At 46.6% G+C, this 19,928-nt stretch carries 19 protein-coding genes and 3 pseudogenes; 10 read left to right on the forward strand and 12 right to left on the reverse strand.

From position 1 onward, the window contains the following. Window positions 1–79: 79 nt before the first annotated feature. Window positions 80–985 carry a CoB--CoM heterodisulfide reductase iron-sulfur subunit B family protein gene (locus tag QUA01_RS08610; protein ID WP_333089174.1) on the reverse strand — a complete coding sequence of 302 codons (906 nt, stop codon included), beginning with the start codon at window positions 983–985 and terminating at the stop codon, window positions 80–82. A gap of 381 nt (window positions 986–1,366) precedes the next feature. Continuing rightward, on the reverse strand, window positions 1,367–1,582 hold the full coding sequence (locus tag QUA01_RS08615; RefSeq protein WP_333089175.1) for a hypothetical protein: 216 nt from the start codon (window positions 1,580–1,582) through the stop codon (window positions 1,367–1,369). A 105-nt stretch (window positions 1,583–1,687) separates the two neighbouring features. Here QUA01_RS08615 and acpP point away from each other — a divergent pair, with 105 nt between their 5' ends. From acpP to QUA01_RS27345, 3 genes are all read left to right on the forward strand, one after another. Continuing rightward, window positions 1,688–1,942 (forward strand): acyl carrier protein, encoded by a 255-nt coding sequence (acpP, locus tag QUA01_RS08620; protein WP_194068168.1) that lies wholly within the window; start codon window positions 1,688–1,690, stop codon window positions 1,940–1,942. A gap of 97 nt (window positions 1,943–2,039) precedes the next feature. Next, window positions 2,040–3,293: a beta-ketoacyl-ACP synthase II gene (gene fabF / locus QUA01_RS08625; protein WP_333089177.1), complete on the forward strand. Its 1,254-nt coding sequence runs from the start codon at window positions 2,040–2,042 to the stop codon at window positions 3,291–3,293. A 209-nt stretch (window positions 3,294–3,502) separates the two neighbouring features. Then, on the forward strand, window positions 3,503–3,841 hold the full coding sequence (locus QUA01_RS27345; protein WP_442921536.1) for a papain fold toxin domain-containing protein: 339 nt from the start codon (window positions 3,503–3,505) through the stop codon (window positions 3,839–3,841). On the opposite strand, the gene QUA01_RS08630 is transcribed toward QUA01_RS27345, so the two are convergent. From QUA01_RS08630 to QUA01_RS08660, 7 genes are all read right to left on the reverse strand, one after another. Further along, window positions 3,772–4,551: a DUF6816 family protein gene (locus QUA01_RS08630; protein WP_333089179.1), complete on the reverse strand. Its 780-nt coding sequence runs from the start codon at window positions 4,549–4,551 to the stop codon at window positions 3,772–3,774. The genes QUA01_RS27345 and QUA01_RS08630 overlap by 70 nt on opposite strands. Before the next feature lie 178 nt (window positions 4,552–4,729). Beyond that, window positions 4,730–5,137, reverse strand: a complete 408-nt coding sequence (locus tag QUA01_RS08635) for a ChuX/HutX family heme-like substrate-binding protein (protein ID WP_333089181.1) — start codon at window positions 5,135–5,137, stop codon at window positions 4,730–4,732. Between the two features lie 144 nt (window positions 5,138–5,281). Then, window positions 5,282–6,235: a PhoH family protein gene (locus QUA01_RS08640; RefSeq protein ID WP_194010207.1), complete on the reverse strand. Its 954-nt coding sequence runs from the start codon at window positions 6,233–6,235 to the stop codon at window positions 5,282–5,284. A 623-nt stretch (window positions 6,236–6,858) separates the two neighbouring features. After that, window positions 6,859–7,350, reverse strand: coding sequence for a KH domain-containing protein (locus QUA01_RS08645; RefSeq protein ID WP_194010206.1), 492 nt, complete (start codon window positions 7,348–7,350; stop codon window positions 6,859–6,861). Next, a complete protein-coding gene (gene rpsP / locus QUA01_RS08650) occupies window positions 7,286–7,573 on the reverse strand; it encodes a 30S ribosomal protein S16 (RefSeq protein WP_194010205.1) in 288 nt (95 codons plus the stop codon). The genes QUA01_RS08645 and rpsP overlap by 65 nt, the downstream gene beginning before the upstream one ends. Then, the gene (locus QUA01_RS08655; protein ID WP_333089187.1) at window positions 7,570–7,821 is read right to left on the reverse strand and encodes a hypothetical protein; all 252 of its coding nucleotides are present in this window, start codon (window positions 7,819–7,821) and stop codon (window positions 7,570–7,572) included. The genes rpsP and QUA01_RS08655 overlap by 4 nt, the downstream gene beginning before the upstream one ends. A 91-nt stretch (window positions 7,822–7,912) precedes the next feature. Next, on the reverse strand, window positions 7,913–9,247 hold the full coding sequence (locus QUA01_RS08660) for a D-alanyl-D-alanine carboxypeptidase (RefSeq protein ID WP_333089189.1): 1,335 nt from the start codon (window positions 9,245–9,247) through the stop codon (window positions 7,913–7,915). Between the two features lie 480 nt (window positions 9,248–9,727). Here QUA01_RS08660 and plsX point away from each other — a divergent pair, with 480 nt between their 5' ends. The 7 genes and pseudogenes from plsX (at window position 9,728) to QUA01_RS08700 (ending at window position 16,152) form a co-directional block, all read left to right on the forward strand. Further along, complete coding sequence (gene plsX / locus QUA01_RS08665; RefSeq protein WP_194010202.1) at window positions 9,728–10,777, forward strand: phosphate acyltransferase PlsX; 1,050 nt, start codon at window positions 9,728–9,730, stop codon at window positions 10,775–10,777. 158 nt (window positions 10,778–10,935) lie between these two features. Then, window positions 10,936–11,937, forward strand: coding sequence for a beta-ketoacyl-ACP synthase 3 (locus QUA01_RS08670; RefSeq protein ID WP_333089191.1), 1,002 nt, complete (start codon window positions 10,936–10,938; stop codon window positions 11,935–11,937). 544 nt (window positions 11,938–12,481) lie between these two features. Then, window positions 12,482–13,363, forward strand: coding sequence for an ACP S-malonyltransferase (fabD, locus tag QUA01_RS08675; protein ID WP_194010200.1), 882 nt, complete (start codon window positions 12,482–12,484; stop codon window positions 13,361–13,363). A 402-nt stretch (window positions 13,364–13,765) separates the two neighbouring features. Then, window positions 13,766–14,344, forward strand: a pseudogene (locus tag QUA01_RS08680) (IS607 family transposase). Continuing rightward, a pseudogene (locus QUA01_RS08685) lies at window positions 14,322–14,369 on the forward strand (hypothetical protein); the annotation flags it as partial. The pseudogenes QUA01_RS08680 and QUA01_RS08685, both read left to right, overlap by 23 nt. A 327-nt stretch (window positions 14,370–14,696) precedes the next feature. After that, window positions 14,697–15,463 (forward strand): annotated as a pseudogene (locus tag QUA01_RS27350) (RNA-guided endonuclease InsQ/TnpB family protein). Between the two features lie 50 nt (window positions 15,464–15,513). Then, on the forward strand, window positions 15,514–16,152 hold the full coding sequence (locus tag QUA01_RS08700) for a lysophospholipid acyltransferase family protein (RefSeq protein ID WP_333089192.1): 639 nt from the start codon (window positions 15,514–15,516) through the stop codon (window positions 16,150–16,152). A gap of 78 nt (window positions 16,153–16,230) precedes the next feature. Here QUA01_RS08700 and QUA01_RS08705 read toward each other — a convergent pair whose 3' ends face one another. The 3 genes from QUA01_RS08705 to QUA01_RS08715 all read right to left on the reverse strand — a co-directional run bounded on the left by QUA01_RS08705 (window position 16,231) and on the right by QUA01_RS08715 (window position 19,789). Beyond that, window positions 16,231–16,767 carry a GAF domain-containing protein gene (locus QUA01_RS08705; protein WP_333089194.1) on the reverse strand — a complete coding sequence of 179 codons (537 nt, stop codon included), beginning with the start codon at window positions 16,765–16,767 and terminating at the stop codon, window positions 16,231–16,233. Between the two features lie 422 nt (window positions 16,768–17,189). Beyond that, window positions 17,190–17,780, reverse strand: coding sequence for a YdcF family protein (locus QUA01_RS08710; RefSeq protein WP_194068159.1), 591 nt, complete (start codon window positions 17,778–17,780; stop codon window positions 17,190–17,192). A 689-nt stretch (window positions 17,781–18,469) separates the two neighbouring features. Then, window positions 18,470–19,789, reverse strand: coding sequence for an RNA-guided endonuclease InsQ/TnpB family protein (locus QUA01_RS08715; RefSeq protein WP_333089197.1), 1,320 nt, complete (start codon window positions 19,787–19,789; stop codon window positions 18,470–18,472). Between the last annotated feature and the right edge of the window lie 139 nt (window positions 19,790–19,928).

The following is a 19,928-nucleotide window of genomic DNA, read 5'->3' on the forward strand; positions in this document are numbered from 1 at the left end:
TGGGTGAGCCAGATCCTATACCAACTGTTGCAATTTTTTTGATAATTAGTATTGCTGCAAACTGGTGCAAATCGATCGACTAAAAGCCTAATTTTTCTAACACGGGCTTTGTGGAAACAATATGCCGATCGAGTCCTAGTTTTTTCGGCTCCACACCCAAAGCCAAAGCCACCAATTGCGGCAAATGCAGCACCGGCAAACCCAATTTGCGATCGATAGCTTTTTCCACCTCCGGCTGTCGCGAATCCAAATTTAAATGACAAAGCGGACAAGGAGTTACCATACAATCAGCGCCATTGTCAAGAGCATCTTGAATGTGTTTTCCAGCCATCTGAAATGATTGGTTAGTGGCATAACTCGCCAGCGGCCAGCCGCAGCACTGTGTCCGCCCTCGATAGTAAACGGGAGTTGCCCCGATCGCCCGAAATACATTTTCCATCGATTCCGGTTGGTGCGGGTCATCGTAAGCCAAATGTTCCTGAGCTCGCAGCAGATAGCATCCGTAAAAAGACGCGCACTTCAAACCGGAAAGCTTGCGGGTGACTCGCTTCTGCACTTCCTCCAGGCCGTAATCGGCAACGATCGCCCACAACAGATGTTTTACCTCCGTACTGCCTTGATAAGGCGAACAGCCTTGTTTTTCGAGCAAACCGTTGACTTTTTCGAGGTAAGGTCGATCGGTCTTTTGGGATTGCTTGAGGCGATCGTCCACATGACCGATTACCCCTTGACAAGTGCTGCAATGGGTGAGTAAAGGCAGATTCAGTTGCTCGGCCAAAGCAATATTCCGGGCGTTGACAGTATCTTCGAGCAACTGCGAATCTTCCTTAAAAGTACCAGAACCGCAGCAGGAAGCTTTTTTGAGTTCCACCAGCTCAATGCCCAAGGCTTGAGTCAGCGCTTGGGTAGACTGGTAAAGTTCGCGGGCGGCCCCTTGGGCTACGCAACCGGGAAAGTAAGCATATTTGAGAGTTGGGGATGGCATAATTGTTTCTGCTGGGGAGACAAGGCAAGGGACAAAAAAGGAGGGCGATCCTCTTCGAGGGCTGCGCTAACGGATTTCCTCTCCACAATTACCGCATCAGAGGCTAGCTAGGGGTGAATTGTCAGCTTTTCTCAAGAATTTTCAGACCGATTTACCCAAAAGATGCAACTGTAAAAAAACTTAAAACCCGTATCCAGCAGTAATCCCAATCTCAAATATCAAATCTCAAATGGTATGAGTAAGTTGCTACTATAGCCTTTCGAGATCTCATTTATGAGGTACTATCCGGGATAGGGCAGGGCATCGGGCATGGGGCATCGGCCAAACAGGGCATCGGGCATAGGGAATGGGCATAGGGCATGGCACCACGCGATCGAACCGCTATAGATTGAAATTGTATATTTCGATGACTTTAGCAAAAATCATCTCCCCATCTCCCCCTCTCTCCCCATCTCCCCATCCCCCCCTCTCTCCCCATCTCCCCTCTTCCTCTCTCCCCATCTCCCGATTTCCCCATCTCCCCATCTCCCCATCTCCCCATCTCCCGATTTCCCCATCTCCCCATCTCCCGATTTCCCCATCTCCCCATCTCCCCATCTCCCCATCTCCCTCGTGTCACTTAGAAAAGCGGCAACCCTTTCTCCTGCCGATCCCCCTTTCGGATAAGATTAGATACGCAGCAACCAATGAGGACAGGATGTTATGAGTCAAGACGACATTTTTGCCAGAGTCAAGAAAATTGTGGCCGATCAACTCGAAGTCGATCCGAGCGAAGTCAAGCCCGAAGCCAACTTTGCTAACGATTTAGGAGCAGATTCCCTAGATACTGTAGAGCTGGTCATGGCTTTGGAAGAAGAGTTTGATATTGAAATTCCCGACGAAGCAGCCGAAGCAATTACCACGGTTCAAGCTTCTGTAGATTTCATCAGCAGCAAACTTGCAGCTCCAAAAGCATAAAATACCTGTCTTTTCCCCTAAGAGGAGAGAAATTTAAAAACTAAAAACTCCTCTTTTGTTCTGCGTTCTGGGTGTTTAATTTTTTGAAACTGAAATCATGACAAATTTAGAGCGTAAGCGCGTTGTTATCACGGGTCTCGGCGCGATTACACCGATCGGCAATACCTTGTCCGAATATTGGGACGGTTTGCTGGCCGGGAAAAATGGCATCGGCCCGATTACTTTGTTCGATGCGTCGCGGCACGACTGCCGGATTGCTGGAGAGGTGAAGGGTTTTAACCCACACGACTATTTAGAGCGCAAGGAAGCAAAGCGGATGGATCGCTTTGCTCAATTTGGGGTATCAGCGAGCAAACAAGCTCTAGCTGATGCAAAGTTTGAGATTAACGACCTGAACGCAGAACAGGTGGGTGTCATTCTTGGCACTGGCATTGGCGGGCTGAAGGTTCTGGAAGACCAGCAAGAGATCTATTTGACTCGCGGCCCCGATCGGTGCAGCCCGTTTATGATTCCCATGATGATTGCGAATATGGCCGCGGGCCTGACGGCGATTCAAACGGGTGCTAAAGGTCCAAACTCTTGCACTGTGACAGCCTGCGCTGCTGGGTCGAATGCCGTGGGCGATGCGTTTCGCATGGTTCAGGGCGGTTACGCGCAAGCGATGATTTGCGGTGGTACGGAAGCTGCGGTGACACCTTTGTGCGTGGCGGGTTTTGCGGCGGCGAGGGCGCTTTCGACTCGCAACGATGACCCGACTCATGCTTGCCGTCCGTTCGATCGCGATCGTGATGGTTTTGTCGTCGGCGAAGGCGCTGGCATTCTGATTTTAGAAGAAATGGAGTACGCTCTGGCGCGCGGCGCGAGAATTTACGCAGAAATCGTTGGCTACGGTTTAACCTGCGATGCGTATCACATGACATCCCCAGTACCGGGGGGCGAGGGTGCCTCGCGGGCGATCGCTTTAGCGCTCAAGGATGCTGGTTTGACACCGGATATGGTGAGTTATATCAACGCCCACGGCACGAGTACGCTTCCCAACGACTCTACTGAAACGAAGGCGATTAAGAAGGTTTTGGGGGAAAGCGCTTACAAAGTAGCAATTAGTTCTACCAAGTCAATGACCGGCCATCTTTTGGGCGGTTCTGGGGGAATTGAGGCGGTGGCTGCGGTAATGGCGATCGCCAATGACAAAATTCCGCCGACAATCAATCTGGAGAATCCCGATCCAGAGTGCGATTTAGACTATGTTCCGCATACAAGTCGCGATCTAAAAGTTGATGTGGCGCTGTCGAATTCCTTTGGATTTGGCGGCCACAACGTGACGCTGGCCTTCAAGAAGTTTGTTCCGTAACCGGAAGTCAGAAAGTCGCAAGTTAGAAGGTGAAAAATTAATTTTTCACCTTTTATTTTTTTGAGATCAATTTTAGATTGGGCGCACTGCGACGAAGAAACCAGGTTTTTCACCAAATCTGCTGGCTACAGCGAATTATTTTCGTCAAAAACCCGGTTTCTGGCCACCCGCGCGTAAGTCATAAATTTGTTGGCATTGGGGGGATATGAGTGAAATTACTGCTGAGCAAATACTGCAAATTAAAGCTATTTCACTATGAAAATTTTAAATGTGTTGAGTGTGGCAGCAATATCAAAGATTACTTGACAAGTCAAGGAATTCATGGAAAGCGCATAAAAATGTACACAGGAGAGGCAATAGTTTGGAACGGCAACATTTACGATCGTAGCGTGCCGGGAGAGGCTATTTCAGTGAATGGTTGTCATGAAGGAATCGCTATTATCAACAACATAGAAACTATTTTTGACAACCATTTAGCTTATTCTGCCGGCAATAACTCCAGCCGATATCGGTACAAAGCGACAGGATGCCCCCCAGCAGCAAAATAATCCGGGTCTTGCGGCGACAAATAAATCGCTGTTACCTGATCTGCCTCGATTCTTTTACTCGCAGAATCGCCTTTTTCCCCGCCTCCAACCACTCGATAAGCCGTTGTTGTTTCCACCTCGTTTAAATAAATATCCGTCTCTCCCCGAAATACTTGCTGAGAAATTTCTGCAGACACAAACTCATCGGGATTCGACGTTTGGGTGCCGCGACTGGTAACAATCGAGATTAGTTGGCGATCGCCTTTGAGTATGGTAATCTGGCGGTTGGGATTGTTCGGATCGACTTTCACCGAAAGTACGCCGCCGTCGCCTAAATAGGCTTTGGCGATGTTCAAACCGTTAAAAGTGCGATCGGCCACAATCTTCTTAGCTAGCTTAGATTTATAATTAGAAAAAAAACCAGTATTTATTTCTGGTTGAAATCGCACTTTAAATAATACTGGCTGCTGCAAATACTGGCGGTTGCTTTCAAATCCGGGCGTGACAATATTTGGCGCTAAAGGAGCGGCTAAATCTACTAAAGTGCTAGCAACATTCCACTCGCCAGCCATCCAGTCTGGATACACTAAATCTCCCTTAGCAGCAGCAATAGCAGGTTTGCTTTCCCAATGGGGAAAACTGGAAATGCGATCGCCCAAAACTCCCGCCTGCGCGCTGCTACCCCACAAAATTAACGCGCAAACCAAACAAAAACCCCAAATTAATTTCATACTAAATGATATTCAAACAGCTAATTATATTTTTTAATCAAAAAGGTTCGTAGTGAGGAGTTTAGTCTTAATTTTTGCGAACTAAATTCCTCACTATGAACCTTTTTTAGTCAGGAGTTTTGGGCTGTTTTACAGACTAAAGTCCGAACGATCGAACCTTTTTTATTGTTGTTTAGCTTTAAAGTGTTTCAACCGGTGCTGGCTCCCAAACTTCACCGTATTGTTCTTTCAATTCGTGCCAATTTTCTACTTGTCCCGGTTCATATTCTCCCGGCTTTCCCCACTGCAAAAATGCGCTCAAAGCAGCATCATTTTGTTCGTCTAAAAAACGAATTGCATAGGTGGTGAAATTGCCTCTTTTTGCCTCACCAGTCTCAAATTTTACTTGTTTGATTTTGTCCATATTCAAGTGAAATTCAAATATTTCGGCGTGCATATTTGCATACTTACCCTTGGGCAACTCTGCGTAAAACAGCTTGTGTATTGAACCGCGCACTTCCAGCACTGCGGCGCTGCTAGTCACGATTAAACGCAGTGTCCCCAATTTTTCGCAAGCTTCTAAGAATTCTTTAAGAGTCGCAGTCATATCACTTTGGGATTTTGGATTTTGGATTTTGGATTAAATCGACAAGAAGCAAAGGTTAGTTGGAAAGCAGGAAAATTAATTAGATAAAAAAGGATAATTCTTTGTTCTTCCTTCTTCCTTCTTCCTTCTTCCTTCTTCCTTCATTCATTTTTCGTACATTTCGTAAGCAGCGACAATCCGCTGTACTAACGGGTGTCTCACCACGTCCGCTTGAGTGAATTCGCAGAAAGCTATGCCTTCAACGTTTCCCAGAATATTTTGAGCAACTGACAATCCCGACTGTTGGTGTGCGGGCAAATCTGTTTGAGTTAGATCACCGGTGACTACCATTCTCGATCGAAAGCCGAGACGAGTCAACACCATTTTCATTTGAGCCGGAGTCGTATTTTGAGCTTCGTCCAAAATGACGAAAGCATTGCTGAGAGTGCGCCCCCGCATATAAGCTAAAGGAGCTACTTCGATCAGGCCTCTTTCCATTAAATCGGCCATTTTGTCGGGTTCGATCATTTCTTGCAAGGCGTCGTAAAGCGGACGCAAGTAGGGATCGACTTTTTGCTGCAAATCTCCGGGCAAAAATCCTAATTTTTCGCCAGCTTCTACGGCTGGCCTGGTTAAAATCAGCCGTTCGTATTGCTTGCTTAATAGCGCTTGTACGGCGAAAATGGCTGCTAGAAATGTTTTGCCAGTACCCGCCGGGCCGATGCAAAATGTCAGGTCGTGGGTGCGTACTGCTTGGACGTACTGGCGCTGCTTGAAGGTTTTGGCTCTGATTTCTTCGCCGCGGCGGGTTTTGGCGAGCACGTCTCGCTGCAAGTTTTGTAAATCTTCTTGGCGGTTGCTATCCAAAGCTTGGCGCGCTGTTTGGATTTCTACTCCGGTAATGGTTTTGCCGGCTTTCCAGAAGTCGGAGAGCGATCGCACTAATTGATGACACAATTCTACTTGAGTTTTTGTGCCAGAAATCAGCAGTTCTTGCCCTCGCATTACCAGGTTAGCGCCGGTTTGCTTAGAGATAATTTTCAAGTTTTCTTCTTGATTGCCGGCCAGCGAGATAGCGCTTTGAGTGTTCGGCAACTCAATTGTTAGTTTTTCAGTCATGCCAGCATGAGCTCCTCCAAATAAGCAATTGTAGCAGTGGATAGCAAACAGCAAACAGTAAACAGTTATGTATGGGAATCAAACCATTTATCTGTAACGATTATAGTTGTGATTCGTGAGGTTATATCAATTCCGGTTGCACACCTCATGATGTTAACGGTTAACGGTTAACAGTCAACTGTCAACAGTGAATTTACTATTCTGATGCTAACAGATTTGATAGATATTATTTACGTTCGCGCCAGATTTAACGGTTGCTAGAAATTTTAACTATCGATGGTTAAATTAGCTGGCTTTGGCGAACAAAAAGACGCCAGGTACTAAGTTTTACCTAGTATCTAAGGCGTCTTTTCTGTTTAAATGAATGAGTTTGGTGCTTGGGGCACAAATCAAATCTCCCTTCTTTGAAGTCACACAACTTGAGATTTTAGATTGTAGATTCTTCGACTTCGCTCGCGAACAAGTTTTAGATTTTAGATTTACCTGATGCTGCTGAAATTTGAGATTGAAAATTTTAGATTTGTGTCCGATCGCAAAATCGGCAATCTAAAATCACAGGGGGCTTGTAATACCAAGCCTACAACAGGCAATCTAAAACCTAAAATTGTTTTTGGATTTTGCAGTTAATAACCGGGAGTATTTCTGCTCGTTCTAAACGTAGGTGTGTTAGTACGGCGAGGTTGTTCTCTCGGAGCTCTGCTAGGTAAGGGAGTAGGCGAGGGAGGCGAAGTTCGGGGTCGGAAATCTCCTCGATCGCGCATACCGCGATCGCCCCTAGGTGGCCCGGAGCCTCGATCGCCTCCTTCGCTATCGTATACGTCTAAGTAGAGCGACTGACCTACAGTTTGCGCCACCGCTTCGAGGGTAGTTCTAATTGCCTGAATATTGCGTCCGCCCCTACCATAAACCCGCCCCTTGTCAGGATCTTCAAAAGCGAGCCTTACCCAGACGCGAGATTGGCGGGGGTGCAGTTCGCAATCAACCCGCAAAGAGTCCGGCGACTCCAGAAAAGGTGCAATTAAAAACTGTATCAGTCCAGCATAGTTAGGGCTAGCTGACTGCTGTTGTGCTGCTGGACTCAACGTTGGCTCCGGCTCCGACTTGTTCAAATACATTAGCTTTTCTCAGGATGTCACGCACGGTGTCAGTTGGCTGAGCGCCTTGTTGGAGGCGCTTGACAATCGCTGGAACATCCAGCCTGGTTTCGTTATTTCTGGGGTTGTAGAAGCCGAGTTCTTCTAGGGGACGGCCGTCGCGGCGGGTAGAACTGTTCATCGCTACAATCCGGTAGCTGGTCTCGCGTTTTTTCCCGTATCTTTTCAATCGCAGTTTGATCATCTTCTTGCACAATAGTCCTGGCTCAATTGTGACATACTCCAGGCGAGAAATCTCACATTATGCTCTGGGGCATTCACCGCAACTGTTGACTGTTGACTGCTGACTGCTGACTGCTGACTGCTGACTGCTGACTGCTGACTGTTGACTGTTAACTGCTGACTGTTGAGTGCTGACTGCTGACTGTTGACTGCTGACTGTTGACTGTTGACTGTTAACTGCTGACTGTTAACTGTTAAGAGGGCTGGCACTCTTGGCACCGCCCCTACCTACCTACCTACCTACTGACTACTGACTACTGACTACTGACTACTGACTACTGACTACTGACTAAGGACTTCTTCAACCTCCGAGCAAAATATCGCTGCGATTTGCCGCGCCTAGGGCCGGTCTGGCACCGTCTATATGCGGTGTAATTGCTATAGGTAAAGCCGTTGCAGTGCCCCACTGCTGCACCAGCTTTTGCAAAAATATATCTTGCTGCTCTCTCAAAGAGTCCCAATCGGTGCCGCGATTGATAATTGCAAACCAAACTAAGCCCCGATCGCGCGTGGGTATGGCTCCGGCCAAAGCAATCACCGTGTTCAAAGTACCAGTTTTCACCACAGCCGATCGCGGAATGTGTCGGTGTTCTAGAGTTCCTTTATCGCGCCCGGACACCGGAAACAAGTCAGCAATCGTCAGCCCTGTAGTCTGAAGGTTGCGCCCGATCGCCTGCATCATCGCGCAAGCCGCCCTCGGAGACATTTGATTTTCGACTCCCAAGCCCGAACCGTTAATTAATTGCAGTTCCGCCTGCGGCACCCCAGCAGCCCAAGTCGCTTGTTGCTGAACAACTTTTGCCCCGCCCAAATTGTCGGCCAGCATTTGGGCAATTTCATTGTCGCTGTGGACATTCATCTGCTTGAGAATTTCGGCTAAAGGAAGCGATCGGCGCTTCAACAGCAAACGCCCGGAAGCAGGAATTTTTTGAGCGATCGGGCTGCCGGCGATCGTTACTTGTGGCTTTCGGGTGCCCGGAGCCATCTTAGAATAGATTGCCAGCAGGTCTGGCGACCAACTGCGACTATCGAGAGCTTGTCGCATACCCTCCCCCGCAACCAGAGGATCGGACTGGTAGTTCATGGGAAAATTGCCAGTTACCACCAAATTTCCCGCCACGCGATTGATACCCATTTGATTGAGAGCATTACCCACCGCGATCGCCTCCTCCCACACAAACAGCGGATCGCCCCCGCCAGCGATCACCAAATCCCCCTGCAACACCCCATTCCTAATGGGCCCCGTTCCCCAAAACCGCGTTTCAAACTGATGATCCGCGCCCCAAGTTTCTAGGGAAGCCAGAGAAGTCGCAATCTTAGTCAGGGAAGCCCCAGGCATCAGCACCGTCCCCTGCTGACTTACCAGTGGCAGCATTCCCGCTTGCACCCAAATTCCCTGATTGCCGTCGATGAGATGCTTCGCCTTCAAATCTTTTAAATATTCCTGCACGGCAGCTTCTGCGGGCAAGTCTGAATTTGCCGCATCTATTTTCCCAAAAGCCAGCTCTTCGGCCACCACTAACCCGGGCATCCCTCCCCGCCAAGCCAGCACCGACACGGCGTTGGGTGCGGCACTGCGTACCCCAGCCATGTCCAGCCACAGAGACATGATTCCCGAGCTAAATAAATCCAGCATTTTTTACTCCTAAGTCAGTCAGTCGATTTTAGATTTTAGATTTTAGATTTTAGATTTAGTCCACAACTCAATCTGGGAGATTGAACAAAAGTCTAAAATTGTGGGCGGCTCACCACGAGTGGAAGCAAGTATCCGTTTTTCGGCGGGGCGCACAGTAAACTATTCGGTTGAGTTTTTCAATTTGCAGTCAAAAAAGTAAAGTAGGGACAAAACAAGCTCTCTCAGAGTAGTCGGTATTGACAATTGTCCGATCGGGCGCGAGCAGATTTTAGTGATTTATTCGCTTTTCTGGATTCAGACTCCAGATCCGCAAAAAACCGATACCCTGCGCCCGACTGCTGAAGTGAATGCTCCCAAAATTTTAAAGCCTAGTTCCTCCACCCAGATTCAATACTGCAAGTCAATCTAAAATCTCAAATCTAAAATCTAAAATCGACTGACTTCCTGGTAAAATTTTTAATGTTTCTCAAACATTGGTCAATGGGATCGACACGCGCAAGAATTGCAATAGACGCTATGGGTGGGGATCATGCCCCCGCCGAAGTTGTAGCTGGAGCGCTTAAGGCACAGGAAGAATTAGGCGTCGAGATTTTGCTGGTGGGCGACCCGCAGCAAATAGAAGAGTCGCTACGTCTTCAAGACGCGATCGGCCGCGTCTGCAAAGGTCAGCTAGAAATCGTTCCTTCTGAAGGAACGGTAGAAATGCACGAAGAACCTTTAAGTGCCCTCAAACGCAAACCCAAGGCTTCGATTAACGTAGCCATGAACTTGGTAAAGCAGCAGCAAGCTGATGCTGTGGTGTCCGCCGGTCACTCCGGCGCGGCGATGGCTGCGGCCCTGCTGAGGTTGGGGCGGCTACCGGGAATCGATCGCCCTGCGATCGGTGCGGTTTTGCCGACAATGGTATCGGGCAGCTCCGTACTCATTCTCGATGTTGGCGCTAACGTGGACTGCCGCCCTAAATTTTTGGAGCAGTTTGCTCTGATGGGAACTATTTACAGCCAGTGCGTTCTGGGCGTAGCCGAACCAAAAATCGGTCTGCTCAATATTGGCGAAGAACCTTCTAAAGGTAACGACGCGGCGGTACGCACCCATCAATTATTGGTGGACAATCCTCACATTCCTTTTGTAGGCAATGCCGAAGGCCGCGACGTGCTGTCGGGGAAGTTCGACGTGATTGTCTGCGACGGGTTTGTAGGCAACGTGTTGTTGAAGTTTGCCGAAGCGGTGGGCGAAGTCGTGGTGCAAGTGCTTAAGGAAGAATTGGCAGCCGGACTCAAAAATCAAATTAGTGCTCCCCTCCTGCAAGAAAGCCTCAAGGGGTTCAAGCAGCGGGTAGACCACGTTGAACACGGCGGCGGTTTGCTGTTGGGCGTTGCTGGAGTTTGCATTATCAGCCACGGTTCGTCTCAAGCTGCCTCGATTTTTAATGCCATTCGTTTGGCGAAAGAGGCTATTGACAACCAAGTGCTGGAACGAATTCGCTCTGAAAATCGCGAAACCGCTCTGGAACAAGAAGCTGTCAATTAGAGGCAGTAAGTAGAAATTAAAAATTAAAAATGTCAAATTAAACAATCTGTTTTACTCGCTAAAAAAGTAATTTCAGTAGTTTAAAAAAGAAGTTTAATTTGTAATTTTTAATTTTTAATTTTTAATCTTTGAACTGAATAGCGAGTAAATGGAGAGGAATGTTGCAGCAATCAGGGTTGGGTATTGCCGTCACGGGTAGCGGTTCTTGTACACCGCAGGTTTCCCTTGATAATAACGGCTTGAGTCAGATAGTAGAAACTTCTGACGAGTGGATTGCGGCGCGAACGGGTATTCGATCGCGCAGGTTGGCGGACGATCGCACTTCTTTGTGCGATTTGGCAACCGAAGCATCCCGAAGGGCGATCGAAATGGCAGAAATTTCGCCCACAGATATCGATTTGATTATTTTGGCCACCTCAAGTCCCGACGATTTGTTTGGTAGTGCAGGCAAAATTCAATATCAGTTAGGCGCAACAAAAGCTGTGGCTTTTGATCTGACAGCAGCTTGTTCTGGTTTTGTTTTTGGTTTAGTTACAGCCTCGCAGTTCATTCGGACAGGGGTTTATCAAAATGTTTTGCTAATTGGAGCAGATATTTTATCTCGCTGGGTGAATTGGTCGGATCGGGGTACTTGCATTCTATTTGGAGACGGTGCAGGTGCGGTGGTATTGCAAGCTTCCGAAGTCGATCGCTTTTTGGGATTTGAAATTCGCAGCGACGGCACGCAAAATGCGTCTCTCAATTTGGCTTTCAACGCCGAATCAAAAGAATTAATTGAAGGGGTGAATATCGGAGTAGGCGGGTTTGGGCCCATCACAATGAACGGTCAAGAAATCTATCGTTTTGCGGTAAAAAAAGTGCCGGAAGTCATAGAAAAAGCTATGTTTAGGGCAAATGTCAGCGCGGCAGAAATAGACTGGCTGCTGTTGCACCAAGCCAATCAGCGGATTCTTGATGCAGTTGCTCAAAGGCTGAAAATTCCCCCGGAAAAAGTCATTAGCAATTTGGCAAATTACGGCAATACCTCAGCGGCTTCAATTCCGATTGCTTTAGACGAAGCCGTGCGTCAGGGTAAAGTTAAAGCAGGCGAGACTATTGCTGCTGCTGGTTTTGGTGCTGGTTTGACTTGGGGGGCGGGGATTTTTCAATGGGGAAGGTAGTAGGATTTTAGATACTTCGGCTTAGCGAGCATACGAGTTTTAGATTTTAGATTGTAGATTGGGGAATTACTGATGAACTATGGGTTGGGATCGCGGGCCTGCGGTTTCATTTTTTTAGGTAGCTGGTATAATATTTGGCAGATTTAAACTTGCCAAGCGTGATTTTCGGGAGTGCGACGATTGAAAAATAAAAATTCTTTACCTTTTTAATAGGTTGTAAATAGGGTAATGCGCGCACAAAGCCGTACATTCTCCGACCGGAATTCTGGAAAAGTGTATGCTGCAATTGAAAATCCTCTATTTTGGGTTCGACTTTCCCCTCGTGGCAGGTGGAAAATTACGCTAGGGCGATCGATCTGAACTAAAGTAGCAAAAAAATATAAACCTAGTAAAAAGCGCAGTTATATGTTATAATTGTGAGTCGCTAGTAGATAGTTCGTGAACCGAAAGATAGCGGATACCAGCAAGCGAAATTAAAAGCGGGAAACAAAGAATTTTTGGAATCACTTTCTTAGCAACCACCAATTAGCAGATTACCGGAAAAATGACTAAAACAGCATGGGTATTTCCCGGACAAGGTTCCCAGGCGATCGGGATGGGTGCAGATTTATTAAACTTGCCAACAGCCAAAGCCAAATTTGAGCTAGCCAAAGAAATTTTAGGCTGGTCTGTCCCAGAAGTTTGCCAAAAAGAAGAAGCAAAACTATCTCGCACTCTCTACACTCAGCCTTGCTTGTACGTAATAGAAAGCATTTTGGCAGACTTAGTGCGAGAAAAGAGCGATCGGCCAGCAGTGGTGGCAGGTCACAGTTTAGGAGAATACGTTGCCCTCTACGCAGCAGGCGTGTTTGACTTTGAAACGGGATTGCGCTTGGTCAAACGTCGCGCCGAACTCATGGACACAGCCTCCGGTGGCAAAATGGTGGCTTTGATCGGGTTTGACAGGCAGCAACTAGAACTGCAAATTCAATACAGCCAAGATGTGGTACTCGCCAACGACAACAGCGAAGCACAAGTTGTGATTTCTGGAACTCCAGAAGCAGTAGAAGATTTGCTTGCCAAAATCAAAGTCAAACGCGCCGTTAAATTGAATGTTTCTGGTGCGTTTCACTCTCCGCTGATGGCATCAGTTGCATCAGAGTTTCAACAAGCCTTAAAAGCGGCAAGATTTTCGGATGCTAAAATGCTGGTGCTCTCGAACTCAGAACCGACAGCGACTACCAGCGCGGCGACTTTAAAGCAGCGGTTGAACCAGCAGATGACTAAAGGTGTGCGCTGGCGAGAAATTTCGCTGCAATTGCCGCAACAAGGAATCGATCGCGTATTGGAAATTGGCCCCGGCAAAGTTCTCACAGGTTTGATCAAACGGACTTGTCCGGATCTAGACTTGGTAAATGTGAGCAGTTTTGCAGATGTACCCGCTTAATCGATTGTTAACGTTTAATTAAGTCGCAGGCTCTAAAATTGAGTTCGTTGGCCCGAAAAGTGGCGAAAAATAAATAGCACAACAGGCAAATTTTACTGCGGCTTGTTGTGCAAAGCCGGTACGGGCGATCGAGAAGGCTCGAAAATATCAATTGAAAATCTACGTTGCTAACCCCTTGGAGTGGGTTTTGTTTGTGTAGAGGCGGCTTCCAACCGCAGACAACCGGGATATTTTTGCTTGAGTTGATACCGCTGGTGCGCCACCAGCATCCTAAAAACCTCAAAATACTGTTCAATTTTGATTGCTGAACTGTTGAGACAAAGTAAATGATTGCCTAAAAAATCCTGGTAAATCCTTGTAAAGCCGGGTACTGTATATTGAAAAGAAAAATACCACCTAGCGATGACCAGATATGTCACACCGCCAGAAGCTTGCAAAATCCTGCAAGTCTCAGACAAAACCCTTAGCAACTGGGAACTTGCCGACAAAATATCAGCAATCAGAACCCCGTCCAACCAGCGACGCTACCACATCGACAGCGTTCTTGGAACCGGACACGACCGAATTACGGCCATCTACGCCAGGGTCAGTAGCGACAAACAGCGAGAAGACCTCGACAGACAAGTCAGCTATCTCCAAAGCCTCTATCCTTAAGCTAAAGTCTTCAAAGACATCGGAGGCGGACTCAACTTCAAGAGAAAAGCACTGCTTGCCCTTTTGGGACAAGTCATGTCAGGAGATATCTCGGCAGTTGTGGTCGGACACCAAGACAGACTGTGCCGGTTCGGCGGCGATCTTATCAAATGGATCTGCGAGTAAAACAATTGCCAAATCCTGGTTCTCAGTAGAAATGAGTTGTCTTCAGAACGGGAGATGGTTGAAGATATCCTTGCCATCATCCACGTCTTTAGTTGCCGACTCTATGGCCTCCGAAAATACAAATCTGCTATCAAAGAAGATTCGAGTTTACCCGGAAGCTAAGCTAGCAGCGAAATGGAGGACTTGGCTATCAGCAACTAGGTGGTGTTACAACCAAGCAATTGCTATTCTTAAAGACGAAAGAATTGGCAAATACGATTTAAGAAAGAAGGTGATGAACTCGGCTCCTAACTGGGTGTCCGAACAGCCGTACACTCCGCGACAAATGGCAGTAGTTCAAGCCTTTGAAGCGCACAAAGCTGCTAAAAAAGTCAAAGGAATGGCAAAGTTTAGAAGCTGCTTCGACACATCTCAGACTATCCGATTCCAAACATCTAACTGGAAGTTAGGTACTTTTTACCCAAGGTCTACCAAGGCGCTAAGCTTTAAAACATCAGAACCAATCGTTGAGGTAATGCAGCATGAACCAACACTCAGCTTGATTAACAGGCAGTGGTTTGTCTGCTATGCAATTGACGCACAAGGAATAAAGCCAATCAATAGCGATTTGGCTATCGCGTTAGATCCGGGTGTTAGAACTTTTCTTACCGGTTTCGATGGCAGTGATTTTACCAAAATAGGGAAAAATGATATTGGTCGCGTCTATCGACTAGCAAGACATCTCGACAAATTAATGTCGCGAATTGAGGCAAGCAAAGGAAGGCAATTCAAGCGACTGAGGTATGGCCTGCGAAAGTCAGCAGCTAAGATTAGGCTCAAAATCAAAAACCTAGTCAATGAATTGCACAAAAAAGCTGCAAAATATCTTGCAGCCAAGTACAAGTTAATTTTCCTGCCAACCTTGAAACACAGCAAATGGTTAAAAAAGGCAGTCGCAGGTTGGCAACTAAAGCCGCTAGAGCGATGGTCACATTGAGTCATTATCGTTTTCAACAAACGTTGAAGCATCAAGCCGCCAAACACAGTGGTATTGTAGTAGACGTAACAGAAGAGTATACATCGAAAACTTGCTCAAAATAGGGGCATATCCACGCTAAATTAAGTGGAGCTAAAATCTTTAAATGTCCAGAATGCGGACATACCCTTGAAAGGGATAAAAATGGCGCTTTTAACATTTTGTTGAAAGCATTGAGAGATACCTCCTTGACGGGAGAGCTTGCTGCTTTTTCGGTCTTGCCATACACGGTTATTTCTGGCTTAGTCCGGGATTTACCGGGTTAAATGTATCTGATAAGCTAATATTCGATGTAATTTAAAATCTTAGGTTTTCCGTGAGCAAAAGTCGCGAACCAGTCGAAAGTCTACTTCTCTACTATTTATTCAAGTGGTCAATAGTCAGCCCCATGCTGCACCTTTACTTTCGGGGCCGCATCTACGGTGCCGAAAACGTTCCAGCAGAAGGGCCGCTGGTAGTAGTCAGCAATCACGCCAGCGATTTTGACCCGCCAATTTTGTCTAATTGCATGAGGCGGCCTGTCGCATTTATGGCGAAGGAAGAATTATTTAAAGTTCCTATCTTGAAGCAGGCAATTACGCTTTACGGTGCTTATCCAGTCAACCGGAAAAGTGCCGATCGCAGTGCAATTCGATCGGCTATCAACTCTTTGGACAATGGCTGGGCGACTGGTGTATTTTTGCAAGGAAGTCGCACGCCCGACGGCAGAATTACTGAACCAAAATTAGGTGCTGCGCTGATAGCTGCTAAGGCTAAAGCCCCGCTGTTACCTGTTAGTTTGTGGGGAACTCATGCGATTTCCATCAAAGGTTTGCTAGTACCGCAACCGGTGCCGTTAACTATACGAATTGGTAAAGTAATTGAGGCGCCCGGTTCGTCGGATCGCGAGGAGTTGGAAGCCCTGACTCAAAGATGTGCAACTGAGATTAATGCGATGCACGATTTGGGCCGCTGATGTGCTTGCCCTTGTTCGATCGTTCGGACTTCAGTTTTTTCTTTTGAGCGGACTCGCATTCCACACTACAAACCTATTTTATGTCGGTTGCGCGCCCTTAACAAAAGCAACAGCCAAGGGCGAAATTTTTTCTGTAACTGCTGCAATAAATTGGTGGTCAGAGTCAGTCCAGACTCTGGGGCGATCGAAAATACAAGGCTGCAAAACCCCCCACAACAAGCCATCAACACAAAGGTGAGCGTGAATCAAAGCACGATGGCCGAACTGTTTTGCTTCAAAATCTTTGTTGACAACTTCAGGATTTGCTGTTTCGACATCCTCAACAAAAATCGACGGCTCAGCTCGCAAGGCTGCTGCAAACAAAGGGTCTTCTTCCCCTAAAGATTCCGGTTCTTTTTTCCATTCGACAGTGGTAACATCGGGATAGTTCGAGTTGCGACACCAGCAGTAAGCTGCTTTACCTGTTTTGGTTTCAGGATTGCGGAGATAAAGAAAAACGCGATCGCATTTTAACACTTCACCTAAAGCCGGTAGCAAAGCTGAAAAAACAGCATCCGCAGTCTTGCTGTTACTAAAAATTTGCTCCAAAACTTGCGGCATAATTATGTCAGTCATTAACTTTGGCGATTGAAGTTCATCTACTAATTTTAAACTACTATTTCTCTTTTATGTTTTGCTTTATATCGTTTCCGGTTGGATCGGAATGATTTAACCGCAGAGAACACAGAGTACACAGAGTCCGAGAATATATATCTGAATCATTCCCGTGTTACCGGATTTGATATTATTCCGATTTTTTGTGCTTTTCTCTGCTCTGATTGCACATTTTTCATTAGCGTTTTCGTGGTTTGTTAAATTGCGCTATAGGAGACAAGTGTAAAAAGATTTAAAGCTTGCTCAATCCTGACTGACGTTTGTTGGAAAAACTTACGCATCGGAGTCAAGAAACCGGGGTTGTTTGACTTTTATTGAAGGTTTTAAACAAATATTGTGGTGAGAAAACTCGGTTTCTGGCTACCCGTGCATCCCAGAGTAATTTATTCAATTCTGGCTTGGCTGAAGTTAGCACCGGTATAACCCGTTGTCAGCCAAAGAATGGCTCTAGCGCCGTCGCGAACAGCTTTTTCTACCGGTTCGGGGGTTCGCCCAGATGGAACTGCTACAGGCTTAAAACTAATGCCTCTACTGCCGAGCACGATTTCGCCGATAATCTCGGCTCGCCGCATATGATCGTCAGAAGTAATGAGATAGACGCTCTCAATCCCTCTAGCTTTCAATTCATCTACCAGCGTGGTAAAATTTGTTACCGTATCCACCGCTCTGTAGTCTAAGTGCAGGCGATCGGACTTAATGCCCGCTTCTGAAAACACCCATTCGGCGAACTCTGGATTGCTGCCAGAAGACACCCAAATTGGCAATTGAGGATGCTTCTGAGCAAATTTTGCCGCAAAAACCTCTCGCTCCGTAGCCCCACCTAGAACTAGCAAAGCTTGGGGTTTCAGAAATTCGCTTTTAAGCTGGAGATAGCCAAACCAACACGCTATCACCAGCCCGACGAGGAACCAAAAACTGCATGAAGTTCTCAAACGCTTGTAACGCCGCGTGTTTGAATTGATTCTTAACCACATCTAAACCTATAAAAATTTTGCATAGCTGACAAAGGAACCATAACAAAAAATACCGCACGTACAACCCACTAACAGGAATTTAAAATTAAGAATTTAAAAAAGGGTCAGGGGATTTTAGATTTTAGATTTTAGATTTTAGATTAAATAATTGAATCTATGGCTTGTGTTGGGCCTGGAAGTGGCGATTTTAGATTGAATAATTGAATCTATAACTTGTACGGGTCGCCCCGTCAGGTGAATTGGTTAGCGGATACGCACAACAAAAGGGCAAAAGCAGACTTTACCCTTGTGTTTTTGGCGGTTATGGATTTTTGAACGGGACTGGCCGGGTTCGAACCGGCGACCTAGCGCTTCAGATTTGTGTGAGTTTCCCCACTCTCCGGACTATTCCTTCACCATAGGCTTGCAGCCTTTAGGTGGTGGCCGTATGTTTAGGAGGTTTTATTGTGTTTTACTTCCTAAAGCCAGTCTCTGCACCTTCTTTACCTAAACTTAGATAAAGCTTGGCTCAAGATTACCTTATCTGCCGTCAGACTTAGGCTTCCTTGAGTTTGACCACATTCACTCCCAGAGTTTCCTCGCAGGGTGCCCGATTCTTCAGGAGGCGCTTGCTCTATCCATCTGAGCCACAGCCCCAGTTGCTGAACCGTTTTGATTATAGCAGCTTCTTGTCAATTGTCAACTACCCATCACCAAGCGGAGTACCGCCGGAGGTGTGGGCTTGTATCTGAGCTCCACCGCAATTCTGAGAATCTAGAAAGAATCTCAGCTTTAGTTTCACGGCCCGACACATCAGGGGATGCTGACAAACTCCCCGTACTCATCCAGTCTTGCCGGACAAGCAACGCTCTCATTGCAATATTTCGCGCACCAATCAAATCAGCATGAAGCTCATGACTACAACATTCGCATCGAAACAATAGTCCTTTGTTTGGTCTATTAGCATCCGAAGTATGTCCACATTTAGAACAACTTTTCGATGTGTAATGAGCCGGAACTTTCGTTGCTAACGAACCATTTAGGTTAGCTTTGTAGTCAATATACCCGTGCAATTCGGAGTATGACCATTTAGCTTTGTTTCGATTAGCTAGTCGTCTCTTCTTGCTTGCCTTATTACCCGATTTTGTTCTAGTCCTGTCCCGGATTCCGGTGAGGTTTTCTAGTCCAATCAGGCTGTTAGGTTTGGCAATATCCTTACTGATTTGGTGGTTTACATCAGCGATAAACCGTCTCTCTCTCCCAGACAAAGCGATTAATCTTCGCTTCGCTGAACGAGTGTCTTTACGCTGAAGAGTCATCCGTGATTTATGGTAGCGGTTAGCTTTATGTCTAACATCTGAACCTGAGTAGAATTTAGACTTATTTTGTAAGTCTGTTTCTACCGCTAAGTAGCGCATACCCACGTCAACACCAGAAATTCTAGTTATTTTCAGTGGGTTAATTTTAGGCGTTTCTACTTCAATACTTACCATCAGGTAATATATTTTGGAGGAACGCTGATAGACAATTTTAGCTGCTCCAATCCTTGCGCCATTGGCAATTAAGTCTAAATGCTTGTTGTAGCCATCATACAAAACTACTATTCGACCTTGGAGAGTGATGATACTTACTCGCCTTTCGGTTTTAAAAGAGTAGTCGCGCTGATAATTTAGGGTGCAAGTTCGAGAGATGTATTTAGGGGCTTTGTCTAACCCTTTATATCGTCTCTTGGTGTAGCATGAAGCAATAGCATCGTTAGATTGTTTTACCTTAGTCCACAGAGTTTTGTAGGTTCCAGAAACTTGTCTGGGTACGTTGCAAGCCATTTGGGCTCCAAGTCCAAATCTCACCCGCAATTCGTTGTAGACGGCTTTTTGCAGCTTAGCACCATTGCTGGTTTTGCCTGCGTCAAAAGCGACTTGTGAAGTGTAATTCAAGGCATCTCGGTAGGCTAAAGTAGTCTGAGTCACCAAAGCTTTTTGGTCGGTAGTCAGGTTTAGTTTTAGCTTGGCGGTGATTACTTGGGACATTTTCTTCACAAACTCTGGTGTTATCGTATCTCGTGAAAACTCATATTGCAATAGCGGAAATCAAAGATTTGCTCGGCAGTCAGGCCTCACGCACATTCCTCCCGGCACTCAACGGAGTACAGTTAGAGGGCCCGACTCC

It is taken from the genome of Microcoleus sp. S36a_B3 (assembly GCF_036700745.1).
GTDB lineage: Bacteria > Cyanobacteriota > Cyanobacteriia > Cyanobacteriales > Microcoleaceae > Microcoleus.

Coding starts and splice junctions, on each gene's coding strand:
- QUA01_RS08610 (WP_333089174.1), bottom strand. CDS start 985: ATGCCATCCCCAACTCTCAAATATGCTTACTTTCCCGGTTGCGTAGCC.
- QUA01_RS08615 (WP_333089175.1), bottom strand. CDS start 1,582: ATGGGGAGATGGGGAGATGGGGAAATCGGGAGATGGGGAGATGGGGAA.
- acpP (WP_194068168.1), top strand. CDS start 1,688: ATGAGTCAAGACGACATTTTTGCCAGAGTCAAGAAAATTGTGGCCGAT.
- fabF (WP_333089177.1), top strand. CDS start 2,040: ATGACAAATTTAGAGCGTAAGCGCGTTGTTATCACGGGTCTCGGCGCG.
- QUA01_RS08630 (WP_333089179.1), bottom strand. CDS start 4,551: ATGAAATTAATTTGGGGTTTTTGTTTGGTTTGCGCGTTAATTTTGTGG.
- QUA01_RS08635 (WP_333089181.1), bottom strand. CDS start 5,137: ATGACTGCGACTCTTAAAGAATTCTTAGAAGCTTGCGAAAAATTGGGG.
- QUA01_RS08640 (WP_194010207.1), bottom strand. CDS start 6,235: ATGACTGAAAAACTAACAATTGAGTTGCCGAACACTCAAAGCGCTATC.
- QUA01_RS08645 (WP_194010206.1), bottom strand. CDS start 7,350: ATGTATTTGAACAAGTCGGAGCCGGAGCCAACGTTGAGTCCAGCAGCA.
- rpsP (WP_194010205.1), bottom strand. CDS start 7,573: ATGATCAAACTGCGATTGAAAAGATACGGGAAAAAACGCGAGACCAGC.
- QUA01_RS08660 (WP_333089189.1), bottom strand. CDS start 9,247: ATGCTGGATTTATTTAGCTCGGGAATCATGTCTCTGTGGCTGGACATG.
- plsX (WP_194010202.1), top strand. CDS start 9,728: ATGGGATCGACACGCGCAAGAATTGCAATAGACGCTATGGGTGGGGAT.
- QUA01_RS08670 (WP_333089191.1), top strand. CDS start 10,936: ATGTTGCAGCAATCAGGGTTGGGTATTGCCGTCACGGGTAGCGGTTCT.
- fabD (WP_194010200.1), top strand. CDS start 12,482: ATGACTAAAACAGCATGGGTATTTCCCGGACAAGGTTCCCAGGCGATC.
- QUA01_RS08705 (WP_333089194.1), bottom strand. CDS start 16,767: ATGACTGACATAATTATGCCGCAAGTTTTGGAGCAAATTTTTAGTAAC.
- QUA01_RS08710 (WP_194068159.1), bottom strand. CDS start 17,780: ATGTGGTTAAGAATCAATTCAAACACGCGGCGTTACAAGCGTTTGAGA.
- QUA01_RS08715 (WP_333089197.1), bottom strand. CDS start 19,789: ATGTCCCAAGTAATCACCGCCAAGCTAAAACTAAACCTGACTACCGAC.